The organism is Streptomyces sp. NBC_00647, assembly GCF_045207245.1.
Classification (GTDB): Bacteria; Actinomycetota; Actinomycetes; order Streptomycetales; family Streptomycetaceae; genus Streptomyces.
Genome location: NZ_CP109040.1, coordinates 4147638 through 4166515, shown reverse-complemented (window position 1 = coordinate 4166515; position 18878 = coordinate 4147638). Strand labels below are relative to the sequence as shown.

14 protein-coding genes are annotated in these 18878 nt (G+C 71.7%); 6 read left to right on the top strand and 8 right to left on the bottom strand.

Annotated elements, in window-relative coordinates; translation table 11 throughout:
- Positions 1–35 precede the first annotated feature (35 nt).
- From OG788_RS18170 to OG788_RS18145, 6 genes are all read right to left on the bottom strand, one after another.
- Complete coding sequence (locus tag OG788_RS18170) at positions 36–1085, bottom strand: ABC transporter substrate-binding protein (protein ID WP_406372051.1); 1050 nt, start codon at positions 1083–1085, stop codon at positions 36–38.
- 229 nt (positions 1086–1314) lie between these two features.
- Complete coding sequence (locus tag OG788_RS18165) at positions 1315–3087, bottom strand: tannase/feruloyl esterase family alpha/beta hydrolase (protein ID WP_406372049.1); 1773 nt, start codon at positions 3085–3087, stop codon at positions 1315–1317.
- A gap of 868 nt (positions 3088–3955) precedes the next feature.
- Positions 3956–5116, bottom strand: a complete 1161-nt coding sequence (locus tag OG788_RS18160; protein WP_406376784.1) for an acyl-CoA dehydrogenase family protein — start codon at positions 5114–5116, stop codon at positions 3956–3958.
- Between the two features lie 11 nt (positions 5117–5127).
- A complete protein-coding gene (locus OG788_RS18155) occupies positions 5128–6102 on the bottom strand; it encodes a hydroxymethylglutaryl-CoA lyase (RefSeq protein ID WP_406372047.1) in 975 nt (324 codons plus the stop codon).
- Entirely contained in the window at positions 6099–8033 is a 1935-nt protein-coding gene (locus OG788_RS18150) for an acetyl/propionyl/methylcrotonyl-CoA carboxylase subunit alpha (protein WP_406372045.1), read from the bottom strand. Before OG788_RS18150 ends, OG788_RS18155 begins: the two co-directional genes overlap by 4 nt.
- A gap of 8 nt (positions 8034–8041) precedes the next feature.
- The gene (locus tag OG788_RS18145; protein WP_351542081.1) at positions 8042–9658 is read right to left on the bottom strand and encodes a carboxyl transferase domain-containing protein; all 1617 of its coding nucleotides are present in this window, start codon (positions 9656–9658) and stop codon (positions 8042–8044) included.
- Positions 9659–9754: 96 nt separating this feature from the next.
- On the opposite strand from OG788_RS18145, the gene OG788_RS18140 reads away from it, so the two are divergent.
- The 5 genes from OG788_RS18140 (at position 9755) to OG788_RS18120 (ending at position 14304) form a co-directional block, all read left to right on the top strand.
- Positions 9755–10414, top strand: coding sequence for a TetR/AcrR family transcriptional regulator (locus OG788_RS18140; protein ID WP_406372043.1), 660 nt, complete (start codon positions 9755–9757; stop codon positions 10412–10414).
- A gap of 109 nt (positions 10415–10523) precedes the next feature.
- Positions 10524–11681 carry an acyl-CoA dehydrogenase family protein gene (locus tag OG788_RS18135; RefSeq protein WP_351542083.1) on the top strand — a complete coding sequence of 386 codons (1158 nt, stop codon included), beginning with the start codon at positions 10524–10526 and terminating at the stop codon, positions 11679–11681.
- A gap of 34 nt (positions 11682–11715) precedes the next feature.
- Positions 11716–12588, top strand: a complete 873-nt coding sequence (gene tesB, locus OG788_RS18130) for an acyl-CoA thioesterase II (protein WP_351542084.1) — start codon at positions 11716–11718, stop codon at positions 12586–12588.
- Positions 12589–12614: 26 nt separating this feature from the next.
- Positions 12615–13583 (top strand): cation diffusion facilitator family transporter, encoded by a 969-nt coding sequence (locus tag OG788_RS18125; RefSeq protein WP_406372040.1) that lies wholly within the window; start codon positions 12615–12617, stop codon positions 13581–13583.
- A gap of 43 nt (positions 13584–13626) precedes the next feature.
- Positions 13627–14304, top strand: coding sequence for a maleylpyruvate isomerase N-terminal domain-containing protein (locus OG788_RS18120; protein WP_406372038.1), 678 nt, complete (start codon positions 13627–13629; stop codon positions 14302–14304).
- Positions 14305–14317: 13 nt separating this feature from the next.
- Here OG788_RS18120 and OG788_RS18115 read toward each other — a convergent pair whose 3' ends face one another.
- Both OG788_RS18115 and OG788_RS18110 read right to left on the bottom strand, forming a co-directional pair.
- Positions 14318–15106, bottom strand: a complete 789-nt coding sequence (locus OG788_RS18115; RefSeq protein WP_351542087.1) for a phosphatase — start codon at positions 15104–15106, stop codon at positions 14318–14320.
- 209 nt (positions 15107–15315) lie between these two features.
- Complete coding sequence (locus OG788_RS18110) at positions 15316–17205, bottom strand: helix-turn-helix domain-containing protein (protein WP_406372036.1); 1890 nt, start codon at positions 17203–17205, stop codon at positions 15316–15318.
- A gap of 167 nt (positions 17206–17372) precedes the next feature.
- Between OG788_RS18110 and OG788_RS18105 the strand changes: the two genes are divergently transcribed.
- Entirely contained in the window at positions 17373–18833 is a 1461-nt protein-coding gene (locus tag OG788_RS18105) for a sodium:solute symporter (RefSeq protein WP_406372035.1), read from the top strand.
- Positions 18834–18878 lie beyond the last annotated feature (45 nt).

Below are 18878 nucleotides of genomic sequence, written 5' to 3'. Positions count from 1 at the left end.
TCCTGAGTCATCGTCAGGCGGTCACGGAGGGGGTGTCAGGCGACCTTCTTCGCGTTCTCGATGGCCTCGGCGAGGTTGTCGAGGATCGGGGTGCACTTGTCGTACGACAGGATCGGCTCGGGCGTCCGGGCGATGACCTGGCCGGCCTTGACGGCGGGCAGCTTCTTCCAGGTGGCCTCGGTGATGTCGGCCGGCTGGATGGTCGAGGAGCGGTCGTCCATGATGATGACGTCGGCCGCGTACTTGTCGACGTTCTCCCAGCTCAGGTTCTCGAACCAGCCACCGCTGGCCTTCAGGGCCTTGGCGGAGGGCTCGACGATGTTCACGCCGAGCGCCTTGAAGTACTCCAGGTCGATGGAGAAGTTGGAGCCGGAGACATAGAAGATGTCCTGGCTCGCGCTGCCGGCGAGGACCTTGATCTCCGGGCGGGCCTTGGCGGCCTTGCGCAGCCGCTCGGCGGCGGTCTCGAACTTCTTCTTCGCCTCGACGATCTTCGCGGACTTCACGTCGGCACCGAGGGACTCGGCCAGTTCGAGCATCCGCTGGAGGGGCTTGGGCATCTGGATGTCGAAGACGGAGACGCCGACGCTCGGGGCCAGCTTGAGGATCTTGTCCTTGGACTCCTCGGGGACGTACCAGAGGGTGCCCGCGTCGTCGAACATCGTCGAGACCAGGACGTCGGGAGCGAGGCCCGCGTACTTCTCGATGTTGAACTGGCCCCACTCGTTGCCGAGGATCGTGAGCTTGCTGATGTCCATGTCGCCGGCCTGGACATCGGCCTTGCCGTCCTTGGTCCTGGTCGGGCCGAACACGCCCTTGACCTCGATGCCGTAGTCGAACAGTGCGGCGGCGACACCGGTGAAGGCGACGATGTTCGCCGGGGTCCTGTCCAGCTTCACCGTCGTGCCGCGGTCGTCCTTGAACGTCCACGGGCCGGACTTCTCGGCGGCCTTCGTCGAGTCCGAGCCACCGTTTTTCGAGGCGTCGTCGTCGCCGCAGGCGGCGAGGACGGCACCGAGGCCGAGGGCGCCGCCCGCGGCGAGGATGCCGCGACGGGTGAGGTGGGTGGCACGGGCGTTGGGCATGAGTGTGGCTGCTTTCGGCACGGGGCGGGAGCGCCCGCCGGACAAGTTCGAAGGTAGGTTAGCCTAACCTCATTACTTGTCCAGTGGGTGGGGGTGCGCCGTGATCGAAATCGCGGACCGCCTCTGGTCTGCGGAGATGCGCCGACGCTGCGGTTCCCGGCTCGGACCGGGAACCGCAGCGCCTCAACTCACCCGCCTCTGATGATCGGTTGGGGCAGGCGACGGCCCGTCAGGCCTTGCCCCCGGTGACCACCCAGTGGCCCTTGACCCAGTTGCCGACGGTCTCGTAGCCGGAGCGGAAGGAACCGAGCCAGGTCAGCTTCAGGCCCGCCTCGGCGGTGGACTTCACGGGCGTGTAGCTGCTCGCGTCCTCGTCCGGGCCGCCCGTGGTGTTCTTCGCGACGTACGGGAAGGGGTAGACGGGGCGCGTGGCGGTGGTGCTGCCGTCGCTGTCGACGGACCTGGTCGTCAGGCTGTCGGGGGCCTCGCCCTTGGTGACCCAGTCGGTCATCGCGGTCAGCGCGTCGAAGGTGTTCGGGCCCTGGCCGCCGCCGCAGTGCGCGACACCCGGGAGCAGGAACAGCCGGGCGAAGGCGCTGGTCGCCGCGGCGCCGCCCATGGCCTTCTGCACGGCCTGGTAGTACGCCATCGTGCCGACGGCCGGGATGTGCTGGTCGCCCAGGCCGTGCCAGAGGATCAGCTTCCCGCCGGCCTTCCTGAAGGCCGTGAGGTCGGGGTCGGTCGCGTCGTACATGCCCTCGCCGAGTGCCATGACCTTCTTGTAGTAGTCCGCGGTGAACTGGACGTCCTTGTACGTCAGGGTGGGCTGCGGGCTGTCGAAGATCTGGTACCGGAGGGTCTCGCGGACGAAGCTGATGTCGCCCGAGTTGCCGGTGGCCGTGGCCGGTGTGATGATCCCGGCCCAGTTCAGCTCGGAGCCGCGCAGCTGGTAACCCGGGTACAGCAGCCTGCCGTTCTCGTCCGTGGGACCGGCGTAGATCCGGCGCAGCGTCGTGACCTGGTCCGCCGTCAGGCAGTAGTCCGCGGACGTCGAGGTCTGCCCGGCCGCGCACCGGATGGCCGCCGGGTCCCAGGTGCAGCTCAGCGGGTCGGCGAGGATCCCGTCGGCGGGGGCGTCACAGCCCTTGAGGACGGCCTTGTGCAGGTCCGCGAGGTCGGCGTTGGTGATCGTGGCCGGGCCGCCGCGGACGTAGACGGACTGGGCGGTCCAGGCGTGCGAGAAGGTGTTCAGCGCGGTGAAGTTGTTGGCCGGTGCGCCGGCGATGATGCCGTCGAAGTCGGTCGGGTAGCGCTGGGCCTCGGTCAGCGCCTGGTGGCCGCCCTGTGAGCAGCCGTCGAAGTAGGAGTGGGTGGCGGACCGCCCGTAGTAGACCTTGACGATCGCCTTGGCCGCCTGCGCGAGCAGGTGGTCGGACTTGTAGCCGAAGTCCGCGCGCAGGGTCGGGTCGGTGGAGAAGAGTCCGCCGCCCTGGTAGTGGCCCTCGTCGCTGGAGGCCACGGCGAACGCGCCGCTGGTCAGCGGGACGCAACCGGCGGACGCGGGGGCGCTGTTCACGCTCGTGCTGCCGCAGAGGCCTCCGCAGCCGACCTGGAGGTAGTCGGCCTGCCAGCCGGTCTGGGGCAGCTTGATCTCGAAGTGGATCTGTGGGGCGATGACGCCCTTCACGTCACAGGCGGCCCAGTTGCCGAGCGTGTTGGCGGAGGCCGCCAGCTCCGTGGCCGAGGTGATCTCGAAGGGCACGCCCGGGACGGCGGCGGCCAGGTCCTGCGACGCGACACCCGCGCAGGGCAGGGCCGGTGCGATGCCGGAGGTCGTGTCGCCTGCCGCCGCGGCGGCGACCGCCGAGGCGGACGTCCGGGTGCTGTCGGCCGAGCCGTTGGCGAGCGCCACGCTCGCGCCGGTCGCGAGCGCGAGGGTGGCGGCGAGGGTCGCCATGAAGGTGGCTGATGTCCACCGGGGCCATCTGAGGAGCGTGCCCATGCTCGGTCTCCATTCGGTCGTCGGAGGGTGCGGGTGCGGGTGCGGAGAGGCGGGTATGCGGACGCAACCGTCCGCGGGCACGGCGAAGCCACGCCGGGCAGCGTGGACCGGACCGCGACGGCGGTCGGTACGGCGAGCGGGGAAGCGGTGCGCGGGGGCGCCCGGAGGGTTCGGATCGGGTCGGCCGCGCCCGTGGGGCGGGGCGGTGCGAGCGGGTGCCCGGGAGCGGGCTGCGGTGGACAACTCCGGGCTCGACGTGCGGTGAACGCCCGGTCTCTGCGCCGGACGGGGGTCGGGGACCGGCAGGGAGCGAGCGCCCGGGATCAGGTGCGAGCAGGGCCGGCGGTGCATGGGTTTGACGGTCGGTCAACTCGGCCCGGACGCTTCGCGCTCCGCTCGCACACGGGCGTCCGCACGGCGCCGACGCGCGACCGCGCTCCCCGGTTTCGGCCTCCTTCCGCGACTCCGGCTTTGCAGTGGCGGTACAGCGAAGGAACGTAGCCCGGCGTCTGCGGCGGCGCAATACCTGTCGACGGAATTGTCGACGATTTTGTCAGGGATCTTGGATCCCGGAGAACCACCAACCACGGTCCCCCGCCGAACGACCGCCTCCGGACAGGCCGTACGTACCGTCGGACGGACGGACGGACGGACGGACGGACGGCGAGCGCGCCGCGCCTCCTGCCGGGCGGGTGTCGGACGCGTTGCGCCACTGCTGGGCGGACGCCGGACGCCGGACGTGCCGCGTCTGGCGTCGGGTGGCATGGCGGGCGTGCCGTCCCTCCCGTCCGGCGGGTGCCGGACGCGTCGCGGCCACCGGCGGGCGGTGCCCGGCGGTGGCCGCGATGTGCTGCTCCTGCGAGAAGGGTCAGCCCGTGAGCCCCAACTCACGTGCGATCAGCATCCGCTGGACCTCGCTCGTGCCCTCGCCGATCTCCAGGATCTTGGAGTCGCGCCACATGCGGGCGACCGGGTACTCGTTCATGAAGCCGTAGCCGCCGTGGACCTGGGTGGCGTCGCGGGCGTTGTCGACGGCGATCGTGGAGGAGTAGAGCTTGGCGATGGCCGCCTCCTTCTTGAAGGGCTCGCCCGCCACGAGGCGGGACGCCGCGTCGCGCCAGCCGACGCGGGCCATGTGGGCCTTCATCTCCATGTCGGCGATCTTGAACTGGATCGCCTGGTTGGCGCCGATCGGGCGCCCGAACGCGTGCCGCTCCTTGGCGTACTTGACCGACTCGTCGACACAGCCCTGCGCGAGACCCGTGGCCAGCGCCGCGATGGCGATGCGGCCCTCGTCCAGGATGCGCAGGAACTGCGCGTAGCCGCGGCCCTCCTCGCCGAGCAGGTTGGCCGCGGGGACGCGCACGTCCGAGAAGGACAGCTCACGGGTGTCGGAGGCGTTCCAGCCGACCTTGGAGTACGGGGCGGCGACCGTGAAGCCCGGGGTGCCCGAGGGGACGATGATCGCGGAGATCAGCGGCTTGCCGTCGGGCTTGCGGCCGGTGACCGCGGTGACCGTCACCAGGCCCGTGATGTCCGTGCCGGAGTTGGTGATGAAGCACTTGCTGCCGTTGATGACCCACTCGTTCGTCTCGGGGTCGAGGCGCGCCGTCGTACGGGTCGCGCCCGCGTCCGAGCCGCCGTCCGGCTCGGTCAGGCCGAAGGCGCCGAGGATCTCGCCGGAGCAGAGACGGGGCAGCCACTCGGCCTTCTGGGCGTCCGTGCCGAAGAGGTGGATGGGCATGGCGCCCAGCGAGACGCCCGCCTCCAGAGTGATGGCCACGGAGGAGTCGACCCGGGCCAGCTCCTCCAGGGCGATGCCGAGGGCGAGATAGTCGCCGCCCATGCCGCCGTACTCCTCCGGGAACGGCAGCCCGAACAGGCCCATGCGGCCCATCTCCCGCACGATCTCGTACGGGAATTCGTGCCGCTCGTAGAAGTCGCCGATCTTCGGCGCCACGACGTCATGGGCGAACTCCTCGACCGTACGGCGGAGTTCTTCGAGTTCGGGGGAGAGGCGGTGGTCCAGGGACATGCGGATCACTCCTGGTGGGACTGAGTCGTTGTACCGAGTGCTTTGACGGTGCGGGACGGGCTGGGTCGGCCCAGTTGTCCGGCCATCCACACGCTCGTGGCGGTGAGGCGGCCGAGGTCGACCCCGGTGTCGATACCGAGGCCCTGGAGCATCCATACGAGGTCTTCGGTGGCGAGGTTGCCGGTCGCGGACTTCGCGTACGGGCAGCCGCCGAGGCCGCCCGCGGAGGCGTCGACGGTGCTGACGCCGTGCTGGAGGGCGGCCAGGGTGTTGGAGAGCGCCTGGCCGTAGGTGTCGTGGAAGTGCACGCCGAGCGCGCTGGTGGGCACGCCCTCCTCGTTCAGCTCGGCGAGCAGGGCCTGCACATGGCCCGGCGTCGCCACGCCGATGGTGTCGCCGAGGCTCAGCTCGTCACAGCCCATGTCCGTCAGGGCCTTGCTGACGCGGACGACCTGATGGACCGGCACCGGGCCCTCCCAGGGGTCGCCGAAGCACATCGAGATGTAGCCGCGGACCGTGAGGTTCGCGGCCTTGGCGCGGTTCACCACCGGTTCGAACATGGCGAGCGCCTCGTCGACCGTCCGGTTGAGGTTGGCCTTGGCGAAGGACTCCGTCGCGCTGGCGAAGACGGCCACGTGCCGGGCGCCGAGCGCCAGCGCCCGCTCCAGTCCGCGCTCGTTCGGGACCAGCACCGGAAGCGCCACCGGCAGGTCGGCCACCTGCGGGAACAGCTGCTCCGCGTCGGCCAGTTGGGGAACCCACTTGGGGTGGACGAAGCTGGTCGCCTCGATCGTGGCCAGCCCCGAGTCCGCGAGGCGCCGGATGAACTCCGCCTTGACCTCGGTGGGCACGGTGGCCTTCTCGTTCTGCAGCCCGTCCCGCGCGCCGACCTCGTAGATCCGCACCCGGGCGGGCAGGTCTTGGACGGGTACAGCCTGGGCCGGTACGGCCATCGGCAGGCCCAGTTCGGAAGTGCTCATGCCGTCTCCGCCTCCTCCACGGGGGTGATGACCGCCAGGACCTGGTCCATGGCGACCGTCGTGCCCGGTGTGACGTCCAGCTCGCTGACGGTCCCGGCGTGCGGCGCGGAGATGACGTGCTCCATCTTCATCGCCTCGACCACCAGCAGGCTCTGCCCGGCGGTCACCTCGTCGCCGACCGCGACCTTCACGACGGTCACCGTGCCCGGCATGGGCGCGGTCAGCGAGTCGGCACCGGCGTGCGCGGCGCCGGTGAGCGACGCGGCCACCGGGTCGTGATCGCGCACATGCCAGGCGTCGCCGTCGCGGCCGATCCAGTCGGCGGCGCGGTGGAAGGTGTGGCGCACCCCGTCGAGGGTCACCGCGACCCGGTCGGCGGTGACCGTGTGGGTGCCGCGCGGGGTGTACTCCACGGGGTCGAGGACCCGCAGGGAGAAGCCCACCGGCTTCGGTGTGCCGCCGAGCCGCCATCCGCTCGGCACGGAGAACGGGTCGGTCCAGCCCTCGCCCGCCGGGGCGAGCCCGGCGAGCCGGACGGCCGCGGCCGCCTCGTACACCTCCTCCGGCACCTCCGCCGGGACCAGCCCCGCTGCCTCCCGCTCGACCAGGCCGGTGTCCAGATCGCCCGCCACCACGTCCGGGTGGGCGAGCAGACGGCGCAGGAAGCCCGCGTTCGTCTGGACCCCGAGCGTGACCGTCTCGGCGAGAGCGGCCCTGAGCCGGCGCAGCGCCGTCGGGCGGTCGGGGCCGTACGCGATGACCTTGGAGAGCATCGGGTCGTAGAGGCTGCCGACCTCGGTGCCCTCGGACAGGCCCGAGTCGGTGCGCACTCCGTCGCCCTGCGGCTCGCTCAGGGCGAGCACGGTTCCGCCGGAGGGGAGGAAGCCGCGCGACGGGTCCTCGGCGCAGATGCGGGCCTCCACCGCGTGCCCGGTCAGGGTGATGTCCTGCTGTTCGTAGGGCAGGTGCTCGCCGGCGGCGACCCGCAGCTGCCACTCGACGAGGTCGAGGCCCGTGACGAGTTCGGTGACCGGGTGCTCCACCTGGAGACGGGTGTTCATCTCCATGAAGTAGTACGACGACGGGTCGCCGCCGGGGACGATGAACTCCACCGTGCCCGCGCCCCGGTAGCCGCAGGAGCGGGCCGCCTGGACGGCCGCCTCGCCCATCGCGGCCCGGGTGGCGGGGTCGAGGAGCACGCTGGGCGCCTCCTCGATGATCTTCTGGTGGCGGCGCTGGAGGGAGCACTCGCGCTCGCCCAGGTGCACGACCTGGCCGTGCCCGTCCGCCAGGACCTGGATCTCGATGTGCCGGGGCCGGTCGACCCAGCGCTCGACGAGAAGGGTGTCGTCGCCGAAGGAGGCCCGCGCCTCGCGCCGGGCGGCGGCGATCTCGTCGGCCAGGACCGAGGCGTCCCGCACCAGGCGCATGCCCTTGCCGCCGCCGCCCGCGCTCGGCTTCAGGAGCACCGGCACGCCGATCTCGCCGGCCGCCGCGATCAGCTCCGCGTCCGTCAGACCGCTGCCCGAGGAGCCGGGGACGACCGGGACCCCGGCCGCCTTCACCGTCTCCTTGGCGCGGATCTTGTCGCCCATGAGGGAGATCGCCTCGGGCGGCGGTCCGATGAAGACGAGACCGGCCTCCGCGCAGGCCCGCGCGAAGGCGGCGTTCTCGGCGAGGAAGCCGTAGCCCGGGTGCACCGCCTGGGCGCCGGTCCTGGCCGCCGCCTCCAGCAGCCGCTCCACCGACAGATAGCTCTCGGACGCGGGCGCCGGTCCGATCCGTACGGCCGTGTCGGCCTCCCGGACGTGCCGGGCGTCGGCGTCCGCGTCCGAGAAGACGGCCACCGAGCGCACGCCGAGCGCGCGCAGGGTACGGATGACCCGTACGGCGATCTCGCCCCGGTTGGCCACAAGCACCGTGTCAAACATGGGTCCCCTCACATCCGGAAGACGCCGAACTGGGGGTCACCCAGGGGCGCGTTGGCGCAGGCGGTCAAGGCGAGTCCGAGGACCTGCCGGGTCTCCATCGGGTCGATGACTCCGTCGTCCCACAGCCGGGCCGTCGCGTAGTAGGCGTTCCCCTGCCGCTCGTACTGCTGCCGGATCGGCGCCTTGAAGTCCTCTTCGTCCGCGGCGGGCCAGGACTCGCCGCGCGCCTCGATCTGGTCGCGCTTGACGGTCGCGAGGACCGAGGAGGCCTGCTCGCCGCCCATCACGGAGATCTTGGCTCCGGGCCACATCCACAGGAAGCGCGGCGAGTACGCCCGGCCGCACATCGAGTAGTTGCCCGCGCCGTACGAGCCGCCGATCACGACGGTCAGCTTCGGTACGCGGGTGCAGGCGACGGCCGTCACCATCTTGGCGCCGTGCTTGGCGATGCCGCCGGCCTCGTACTGGCGGCCCACCATGAACCCGGAGATGTTCTGCAGGAACACCAGCGGGATGCCGCGCTGGTCGCACAGCTCGATGAAGTGGGCGCCCTTCTGGGCCGACTCGGAGAACAGGATGCCGTTGTTGGCGACGATCCCGACCGGGTGCCCGTGGATCCGCGCGAAGCCGGTGACCAGGGTCTGCCCGAACTCGGCCTTGAACTCGGCGAAGCGCGAACCGTCGACCACGCGCGCGATGACCTCGCGCACGTCGTAGGGGGTGCGGGAGTCGACCGGCACCGCGCCGTACAGCCCGTACGGGTCGACCTTGGGCTCGGCCGGCGGCTCCACGGACCACGGGAGCGCCCCGCGCGCGGGGAGGGTGGCCGCGATGTTCCGGACGATCCGCAACGCGTGCGCGTCGTCCTCCGCGAGATGGTCGGTGACACCCGACACGCGCGCGTGGACCTCGCCGCCGCCCAGCTCCTCGGCCGTGACGACCTCGCCGGTGGCGGCCTTCACCAGCGGCGGACCGCCGAGGAAGATCGTGCCCTGGCCGCGCACGATCACGGCCTCGTCGCTCATCGCCGGGACGTAGGCGCCGCCCGCCGTGCAGGAGCCGAGGACGGCCGCGATCTGCGGGATCCCGGCGCCGGACATCCGCGCCTGGTTGTAGAAGATCCGCCCGAAGTGCTCGCGGTCGGGGAACACCTCGTCCTGCATGGGCAGGAAGGCGCCTCCGGAGTCGACGAGATAGATACAGGGCAGGCGGTTCTCCAGCGCGACCTCCTGGGCGCGCAGGTGCTTCTTCACCGTCATCGGGTAGTAGGTGCCGCCCTTGACGGTGGCGTCGTTGGCGACGACCACGCACTCGCGCCCGCTGACCCGGCCGATCCCGGCGATGACGCCGGCGGCCGGGGCCGCTCCGTCGTACATCCCGTCGGCGGCGAGCGGCGCCAGCTCCAGGAACGGGGAGCCGGGGTCGAGGAGGGTGTCCACACGGTCGCGGGGCAGCAGCTTTCCGCGCGCGGTGTGCCGCGCGCGTGCCTTCTCGCCGCCTCCGAGCCGCGCCGCGGCCAGCTTCTGGCGCAGCTCCTCGCCCAGCGCACGGTGTGCCGCCTCGTTGGCCCTCCAGGCCTCCGACGCGGGATCTGCCGCGCTCGTCAGCTCCGGTGCCTCTTGCATCCTGCGGTCCCCTCACCAGTGGTCGACCAGTTAATGAGCGTTAACGCATTTCCTTCAGGTTAACGACCGCTAACCTCCCTGTCTAGAATTGTTTTCATGGCCACCAGAACCGACGCCCCCACCCGTCGCGAGCAGATCCTCAAGGAAGCCGCCCGGCTCTTCGCCGAGCGCGGCTTCCACGGCGTGGGAGTGGATGAGATAGGAGCGGCGGTCGGCATCAGCGGCCCCGGGCTCTACCGGCACTTCGCCGGCAAGGACGCGATGCTCGCCGAGCTGCTGGTGGGGATCAGCGGGCAGCTGCTCACGGGCGGCAAGCGCAGGGTGGCGGAGTCCGGCGGGGGCGCGGAGGCGCTCCTCGACTCGCTCATCGAGGGGCACATCGACTTCGCGCTCGACGACCGCCCCCTGATCACCCTGCACGACCGCGAGCTGGACCGCCTCCGGGACAGTGACCGCAAGCTCGTGCGACAGCTCCAGCGGCAGTACGTCGAGCTGTGGGTGGAGGTGGTCCGCGAGGTGTACCCGGAGCTGACGGAGCCGGCCGCCCGGTCGGCCGTGCACTCGGTCTTCGGCCTGCTGAACTCGACTCCTCACCTGGGGCGGCCGGGCGCGCTCCCGGGGCGCGCGGGGACCGCCGAGCTGCTGCACCGGATGGCGCGGGGAGCCTTCGGCGCGGCGGCCGTGCCTCCCGGTGCGGCACCCGTGGCCCCTGAGGCTCCCGTGGCCCCTGAGGCTCCCGTGGTTCCCGGGGCGTGACGAGCGTCTCGGGGGGCGACCCCTGGACGGCGCTCGTGACCGACGGGTAACCTCGTATCTGAGCAAGCGCTTAGAAATGACCCAAGGTATCCAGGCGGAGGTGGCGGCGGTGCGCCGTACTGTGTTCAACGAGGACCACGAGGCGTTCCGGGAGACCCTGCGCGCCTTCATCGAGGCCGAGGTCGTCCCGGTCTACGACGAGTGGTTCGCCGCCGGCCAGGCGCCGCGCGACTTCTACTACAAGCTCGCCGAGCTCGGCGTCTTCGGCATCCGCGTGGACGAGGAGTTCGGCGGCGCCGGCATCGACTCGTACAAGTTCGAAGCCGTGATGTACGAGGAGACCGCGCGCGCCGGTGTCCAGTTCGGCGGCTCCGGTGTGCACGTGCTGCTCGGCCTGCCCTACATCAAGTCGCTCGCCACCGACGAGCAGAAGAAGCGCTTCCTGCCGAAGTTCGTCAGCGGCGAGGAGATGTGGGCCCTCGCGATGACCGAGCCGGGCACCGGCTCCGACCTCGCGGGCATGAAGACCACCGCCAAGCTCTCCGAGGACGGCACGCACTACGTCCTCAACGGCTCCAAGACCTTCATCACCGGTGGCGTCCACGCCGACCGCGTGATCGTCTGCGCCCGCACCTCCGCGCCCACCGCCGAGGACCGCCGCTTCGGCATCTCCCTCTTCGCCGTGGACACCAAGTCCGAGGGCTACTCCATCGGCCGCAAGCTGGACAAGCTCGGCCTGAAGACCTCCGACACCGCCGAGCTGGCGTTCGTCGACGTGAAGGTGCCCGTCGAGGACCTGCTCGGCGAGGAGAACAAGGGCTTCTACTACCTCGGCCACAACCTCGCCTCCGAGCGCTGGGGCATCGCCTTCGGCGCCTACGCGCAGGCCAAGGCCGCCGTCCGGTTCGCCAAGGAGTACGTCCAGGAGCGCACCGTCTTCGGCAAGGCCGTCGCGTCCTTCCAGAACACCAAGTTCGAGCTGGCCGCCTGCCAGGCCGAGGTGGACGCGGCCGAGGCCGTCGCCGACCGCGCCCTGGAGGCCCTCGACGCGGGTGAGCTGACGCCGGCCGAGGCCGCCAGCGCCAAGCTGTTCTGCACCGAGGTCGCGCACCGCGTCATCGACCGCTGCCTCCAGCTGCACGGCGGCTACGGCTTCATGAACGAGTACCCGATCGCCCGCCTGTACGCGGACAACCGGGTCAACCGCATCTACGGCGGTACCAGCGAGATCATGAAGACGATCATCGCCAAGGACATGGGCCTGTAAGGTCCGCGAAAAGACTGCACGGTACAACTGCCCCATGAGTGAGGCACTTGAGTCTCTCCTCGATCTGCTCGATCTCGAGCGGATCGAGGAGAACATCTTCCGCGGCCAGTCCCGGTCCGCCGTCGTTCCGCGCGTCTTCGGCGGACAGGTGGCGGCGCAGGCACTGGTCGCCGCCGGGCGCACGGTCCCCGAGGACCGGCTCGCCCACTCCCTGCACGCGTACTTCCTGCGCGTGGGGGACCCCGGCGCACCGATCGTGTACTCCGTGGACCGCATCCGCGACGGCCGGTCCTTCACCACCCGCCGGGTGGTCGCGGTCCAGCACGGACAGCCGATCTTCCATCTCTCCGCGTCCTTCCAGACGTACGAGGAGGGCATGGAGCACCAGGCCCCGATGCCGCCCGCGCCCGACCCGGAGACGCTGCCCACGGCCGCCGAACTGCTCCCGCTGTACGCCGACGTCCTGTCCGACGCCGACGTCGTGGAACGCATCCTGGAGGCCCGCGAGTCCGTCGACCTGCGCTATGTCGACGCGCCGCCGTACGGCACCGTCGGCGAGGTCCGTGAGCCGCGCTCCCAGGTGTGGTTCCGCACCAACGGCAAGCTCGCGGACGACCCCCTGCTGCACGTCGTCCTCGCCACGTACGTCTCGGACATGACGCTCCTCGACTCCATCCTGCTCGCCCACGGGCGCGGCGGCTGGGTGACCGGCGACGTCGTCGGCGCCTCGCTCGACCACGCGATGTGGTTCCACCGCCCGTTCCGCGCCGACGAATGGCTGCTGTACGACCAGGAGTCGCCGTCGGCGTCGGGCGGACGCGGCCTCGGCCAGGCCCGGATCTACACCCAGGACGGCAAGCTGGCCATCTCGGTGATCCAGGAAGGTGTGGTCCGCGTCCCGCGGTAGGCGGCCTTCCTCGGTAAGACTGAGGCATGACCGACACAGCGCAGGACGGCGGCGGCGAGAGCGTCTTCACGGTGGTCGTCGCCGCCGTCGCCAATCTCGGGATCGCCCTCGCCAAGGCGGTCGCCGGTGTCATCAGCGGATCCAGCGCCATGCTGTCGGAGGCGGCCCACTCCGTCGCCGACACCGTCACGGAGCTGCTCCTGCTCACCGCGCTCAAGCGCAGCGAGAAACCGGCGGACGAGGACCATCCGCTGGGCTACGGCCCCGAGCGCTACATCTGGGCCCTGCTCGCGGCCGTCGCCACCTTCGTCGGCGGCGCGGTCTTCTCGATCTACGACGGCATCCACACCCTGGTGGCCGGGGAGGAGCTCGGCGACCCGCTCGTGTCGTACATCGTGCTGGCCGTCGCCTTCCTCCTGGAGGGCTTCTCCCTGCGGACGGGGCTGCGGCAGGCCCGCGGCGAGGCCGCCCGCGTCGACGCCTCCTTCAAGACCTACCTCCGGCGCACCCCCGACACCGCCGTGAAGGCCGTCGTCATGGAGGACTCGGCGGCCCTGGTCGGACTGGTCTTCGCGGCGGGCGGCCTGCTCGGCGGACAGCTCACCGGATCGGGCGTCTGGGACGGCGTCGCCTCGCTGCTCATCGGGCTCCTGCTGCTCTACGTCGCCTGGGTGCTGGGCCGTTCCAACGCGGAGCTGCTGATCGGACGGCCGCTGCCCAAGTCGATGCGGGAGCGGATCCGGGCGGAGCTGCTGGCGGTGGAGCACGTGGAGGCCGTACTGGAGCTGATCACGCTCATGCAGGGACCGCGTGAGGCGCTCATCGCCGCCAAGGTCGACTTCCGGGACGCGTCGACCGCGGCCCAGATCGAGTGGGCCTGCGAACGGGCCGAGGACCGGCTCCGCACCGTGTTCCCCGCCGTGAGCAGGGTGTATCTGGACCCGACACCGGGGTACGCGCAGCGGCGGTCCGAGGGGTTGAACCCCTGGCCGTGAAAGGCGGTTGAGGCGGTCCGGCGCTGCGGGTTGGATGGCGGCCATGACCTATATGGAAGAGTCGTGGAGCCGGCGCCGGACACGCGTCCGGGAAGTCTTCCTGGAGACCGCGGGCACGGTCGTCGGGCTGCTCGCCGAACCCGCCGTCGCCGCGGCCTGGGAAAAGCCCAGCGCGCTGCGGGACTTCAGTGTCCAGGGACTGGCGGGGCACACCGTCTGGCCGGAACTCGCCCTGCCGGACCTGCTGGCGCGGCCGGTTCCGGAGGAGCCGGTGGTGTCGCTGCGGGAGTACTACCTGGAGCGGGTGACCTGGCTCGACGCCGGTGTCGACGGCGCGGTCAGCGTCCGTATCCGGCGCGGCGGGGAGGCGACGGCGGCGGACGGCCATGAGGCGCTCGTGGGACGGGCCCGGGAGGCGGTCGAACGGCTGCGGACCGAGCTGCACGGAACCCCCGCCGTACGGCCCGTCCGGATGCCGTCCTGGGGCGACTGGTCGCTCGACCTCGACGACTTCCTGCTCACCCGGCTGATGGAACTCGTCGTGCACGCGGACGACTTGGCGTACAGCGTGGGCCTGCCGGCACCGGACTTCCCCGAGACGGTGACCGCGCCGGTGGTCGACCTGCTCGCCCGCCTCGCGGTCCGGCGGCACGGGCCGCTCCAGGTGATCCGGGGACTCGCACGCGCCGAACGCGCCCCCGGATCGATCGCCGGGATCTAGGCGGCGCCGGGGCTCAGGCCAGGCCCGCCGCGTTGAGCAGATACGCCGTCATCGGGTCGTAGTGGCGCGGGCTGACGACGTGGTCGTCGAGCGGGACCACGACCTGGAGCGTGCCCTCCGACTCGGCGAGGAAGAGGGCCGGGTCGTTGCAGTCGGCGTAGCCGACGGAGTCCAGACCGTGCCGGCCCGCGTAACCGGCCCAGCCGTGGTCGGCCACGACCAGATCGGGCAGCGGGCGCCCCTCGCGCTCCAGGCCGGTGAGGATCGCGCGCATCGGTTCGCCCGAGTGCGTGTGCCACAGCGTGGCACCGTGCTCCAGGACCGCCACGTCCGCGAACTGCATGACATAGCCCTCGTCCGTCTGCAGCCCGTCCGGGATCACCATGATCTCGCAGCCGGCGGCGCGCAGGGCGGCGGCCGTGGCACGGTGCACGTCCAGCAGACCGCCGGGGTGGCCGGTCGCGAACAGCACCCGCTGCCGGTCCTCGGCCGCCTTGCGCAGCCGGGCCGCGAGGCGGTCCAGCGCGTCCACGGTCAGCTCGGGGTCGATGGTGTCCTGGCCGTACCGGTACTCCGGGTCGTCGTTGACGCCGACCCGCTCCGCCATCACCGCGAGCACGTCCTGCTCGTCGGTCCAGCGGTCGCCGAGTTCCAGGCCGAGCCACCAGTTGCGCTCGCCGTTCGCCAGCTTGCGGTAGTGGGAGAGGTTGTTCTCGCGGGGCGTGGCGACATCGCCCGCGATACGGGTCTTCACGAGATGGTCGACAAGTTCGGCGCGGCTGGGAGTCCCGGGTATCGGCATACGCCCATTGTGCCGGTGCGTTCCCGCCGAGGGCGCGGCTGTCCCGGTCGCTGGGATGTGCGTCACTCGGGTGTGCGGGACCCCGGGCGCGGCGGCGCCGGCCGGCGGGCGGTCGGCTCCGTGCCCGCACCGCGTGGTCCCGGCGGTCTCCGGCGGCGTCGGGGCCGGGACCGGCACGTCGTCGCGATGCCGGATCCCGGGTCTCCGGCTCAGTCGTCCCTGAGCGCGAACCACAACTCCATCCGTACGTCGGGGTCGTCGAGGTCCGTGCCCAGCAACGCCGCACAGCGGGCGATGCGTTGGCGGACGGTGTTGCGGTGGACCGAGAGGGCGACCGCGGTGCGGTCCCAACTGCCGTGCAGGGAGAGCCAGGTGCGGAGGGTCTCGGTGAGGGCGGGGGTCCCGGCGACGGGAGCGAGGAGGGCGTGGGCGTGGGCCTCGGCGTCCTCCGGGGGGACGAGGTCCGCGAGCGCGGGCCGGTGGCCGTGGCGGACCAGGGCTGCCCGGGTCGCGCGGGCGCGGGCCAGCGCGCGGGCCGCCTGGGTGTCGGCGGCCGCCCACGCGTGCGGGCCCGCGGGCGCGCTGACCCCGCAGGTCCAGCCCGGCTGCGCGGTGGGCTCGCGGTCGCCGGGGACGAGGACGCGCACGATGTCGTCGCCCACGTCGACCAGCGCTGAGCCCAGCGCGGCCGCCAGCGCGGACGCGGTGACGGCGTCCGGGGCGGGGCCGTCCCCGGCGGGGCGCGCGTGCACGACCACCCACCGCTCGCCGCCGAGAAGCGGAGCCACCGTCTCCGGCGCGGCCCCGAGCAGCAGCCGCACCAGGGCCGCCGAACGCGCGGCCCCGCTCCCGCTCTGGTGCTCCCCGGTGAGGAGGGAGAGCAGCACGGACGCGACGGAGGCGATCGTGTGGTCGCCGGGATCGCGGCGCGGCGCGGCGACCCCCAGGACGAAGCCCTGGCCGCTGCCGAGGGCGTAGGCCGCGAGGTGGACGCCGCCCACGGTGTCGGTGGCGGAGGCGGGAGTGGGGCCCTCGGAGGCTCCGGGCCGCACTACACCGGCGAGCTCGGCGAGCACCTCCTCAGGAGTCGCGGGGGCAGGGGGTGCGCCGAGGGGGTTGCCGGCCGAAGGCGCTCCGGGCGCGGATGTGCCGAGCGAGGGCGCTCCGGGCGAGGGCGCCCTGATCCGAGGCGCCGGGCCCGGGAGGGCGTCGGCGGAGCCGGGTCCGGTCGTCGGCGTTCCGGTCGTCGGCGTCCCGGGCGCGGGCGCCGGGTCCGTGGGCGTCCCGGACCGGGCCGTCCGGTCCGTGCCCGTCCCGGAACCGCCGGCAGGGCCCGCGCGTCCCTCGGTCTCAGGTGCGGCCTGCGGGAGCCGCGCCGGGCCGGCCGGCCCGGCGCAGTCCGGCGAGCCGGCCTCCGCCGGGGGCCGTGGCGTCGGGAGTCTCCCCGCGTGGGCCAGTTCCGTGCCCTCGGGGCCGTAGAGCGCGGCCCAGCCTCCCACCCGCCGGGCCAGCTGCCGGAGCACCGCCGGTACCGGATCGGGGCGGGCGGCGGCCGCCGCCAGGCTCTGCTGGGCCTCGGTCACCCGGCGGAGTTCGGCCAGCCGGGCCTGGGCCATGAGCTGCCACACCGCGCGCGCGACCCCGGAGAACGTCGTCTGCGGCGGGACCTCCAGCAGGGGCAGCCCGTACGTGTCGCAGGCCGCGACGAGGGCGCGGGGAACCGTGTCGTGGACCGGGGCCAGACCGAATCCCAGCGCCGCGCCGCCCGCCGCGACGATGCGGGAGACATAGCCGTCGAAGTAGTCCGCCAAGCTCTCGGTCTCGTTCGGGCCGGGGGTGTCCCCGTCGGAGCCGGCCGTCTCGGGCACGTGGACCCCCGCCGTCAGCAGCAGCTCACCGCCCAGCAGGTAGGGGTAGAGGTCGGCCATCTCCGACGTGTGCGCCCAGTGGATCACCGTGTCGGGCTCCGCGGGCCCGGCGATCAGGCGCAGGGCCAGGTCCTCGCGGGCGAGCAGCGCCGACAGCGGCACCGGAGGCGTCGGTGGTACGGCCGGGGCGGACGGTGACTGTGGGTCCGGCACGGTGGACGGTTCCTCCATCCCGTTCGGATCGAATGGATGAAACGTACACTTCGCAGTCGCTTTCCGGCCACCTAGTGTCGGTCCCGACCGGCAGCCGTGGGTACGGGCGGATGTCCCCGCGATCAGTTGCCGGCTCGTCCCCCACATCCCCGCACGACACGCCACAGAGCACCCCGAGGAGACCCATGGCCGTCGACTACGCAGTCATCGTCGTCTATCTGGCCGGCATGCTGGCCATGGGCTGGTGGGGCATGCGCCGCGCCAAGTCCAAGAGCGAGTTCCTCGTCGCGGGACGCAGGCTCGGTCCCGTCATGTACTCCGGCACCATGGCCGCCATCGTCCTCGGCGGCGCGTCCACCATCGGCGGTGTCGGGCTCGGCTACCAGTACGGGCTCTCCGGTGCCTGGATGGTCTTCACCATCGGCCTCGGCCTGCTGGCGCTCAGCGTCTTCTTCTCCGCCCGCATCGCCCGCCTGAAGGTCTACACCGTCTCCGAGATGCTCGACCTGCGCTACGGCGGCCGGGCCGGTGTCATCTCCGGTGTCGTCATGTGGGCGTACACCCTGATGCTGGCGGTCACCTCGACCATCGCCTACGCCACGATCTTCGACGTCCTGTTCGACATGAACCGCACGCTCGCGATCGTCCTCGGCGGCTCCATCGTCGTCGCCTACTCGACGCTCGGCGGCATGTGGTCGATCACCCTCACCGACATGGTGCAGTTCGTGGTCAAGACCGTCGGCGTGCTGCTCCTGCTCCTGCCCATCGCGGTCGTCAAGGCCGGCGGGTTCAGCGAGATGAAGGCCAAGCTGCCCACCGAGTACTTCGACCCGCTGGGCATCGGCGGCGAGACGATCTTCACCTACGTCCTGATCTACACGTTCGGCATGCTGATCGGGCAGGACATCTGGCAGCGCGTGTTCACCGCCCGCGGTGACAGGACCGCCAAGTGGGGCGGCACGGTCGCCGGTACCTACTGCCTGGTCTACGCCGTGGCCGGCGCCGTCATCGGCACCGCGGCCAAGGTCATGTACCCGAAGCTGCCCAGCGCCGACACCGCCTTCGCGACCATCGTCAAGGACGAACTCCCGGTCGGCGTGCGGGGCCTGGTGCTCGCCGCGGCCCTCGCCGCTGTGATGTCCACCTCCTCCGGCGCCCTGATCGCCTGCGCCACCGTCGCCAACAACGACATCTGGTCCCGGCTGCGCGGCGCCGTGAAGCGCGACGCGGAGGAGCACGACGAGGTCAAGGGCAACCGCGTCTTCATCCTCGTCATGGGCATCGCCGTGATCTGCACGGCGATCGCACTGAACAACGTCGTCGAGGCGCTGACCGTCGCCTACAACCTGCTCGTCGCCGGCCTGCTCGTCCCGATCCTCGGCGGTCTGCTGTGGAAGCGCGGCACGGTGCACGGCGCGCTGGCCTCCGTCGTCGTCGGCGGAGTCGCCGTCATCGGCCTGATGGCCACCTACGGCATCCTCGCGAACGAGCCCGTCTACTACGGACTCCTCCTCTCCCTGGCCTCGTACGTGATCGTCTCGCTGGCCACGCCGGCGACCGACGCCGCTGTGCTGGCCGCCTGGCGGGAGCGGCTCGCGGGCCGCGTCGCCGAACCCGTGTCCGAACCGGTCCCGGTTCACCAGTAGAGTCGTACTAGTTGTACTTAGTTGTACATACGCGACGAAGCGTAG

What these genes read in the sequence shown, in the direction of transcription:
- OG788_RS18170 (WP_406372051.1), bottom strand. Translation starts at nt 1,085, where the DNA reads ATGCCCAACGCCCGTGCCACCCACCTCACCCGTCGCGGCATCCTCGCC.
- OG788_RS18165 (WP_406372049.1), bottom strand. Translation starts at nt 3,087, where the DNA reads ATGGGCACGCTCCTCAGATGGCCCCGGTGGACATCAGCCACCTTCATG.
- OG788_RS18155 (WP_406372047.1), bottom strand. Translation starts at nt 6,102, where the DNA reads ATGAGCACTTCCGAACTGGGCCTGCCGATGGCCGTACCGGCCCAGGCT.
- OG788_RS18150 (WP_406372045.1), bottom strand. Translation starts at nt 8,033, where the DNA reads ATGTTTGACACGGTGCTTGTGGCCAACCGGGGCGAGATCGCCGTACGG.
- OG788_RS18145 (WP_351542081.1), bottom strand. Translation starts at nt 9,658, where the DNA reads ATGCAAGAGGCACCGGAGCTGACGAGCGCGGCAGATCCCGCGTCGGAG.
- OG788_RS18140 (WP_406372043.1), top strand. Translation starts at nt 9,755, where the DNA reads ATGGCCACCAGAACCGACGCCCCCACCCGTCGCGAGCAGATCCTCAAG.
- tesB (WP_351542084.1), top strand. Translation starts at nt 11,716, where the DNA reads ATGAGTGAGGCACTTGAGTCTCTCCTCGATCTGCTCGATCTCGAGCGG.
- OG788_RS18125 (WP_406372040.1), top strand. Translation starts at nt 12,615, where the DNA reads ATGACCGACACAGCGCAGGACGGCGGCGGCGAGAGCGTCTTCACGGTG.
- OG788_RS18120 (WP_406372038.1), top strand. Translation starts at nt 13,627, where the DNA reads ATGACCTATATGGAAGAGTCGTGGAGCCGGCGCCGGACACGCGTCCGG.
- OG788_RS18115 (WP_351542087.1), bottom strand. Translation starts at nt 15,106, where the DNA reads ATGCCGATACCCGGGACTCCCAGCCGCGCCGAACTTGTCGACCATCTC.
- OG788_RS18110 (WP_406372036.1), bottom strand. Translation starts at nt 17,205, where the DNA reads ATGGAGGAACCGTCCACCGTGCCGGACCCACAGTCACCGTCCGCCCCG.
- OG788_RS18105 (WP_406372035.1), top strand. Translation starts at nt 17,373, where the DNA reads ATGGCCGTCGACTACGCAGTCATCGTCGTCTATCTGGCCGGCATGCTG.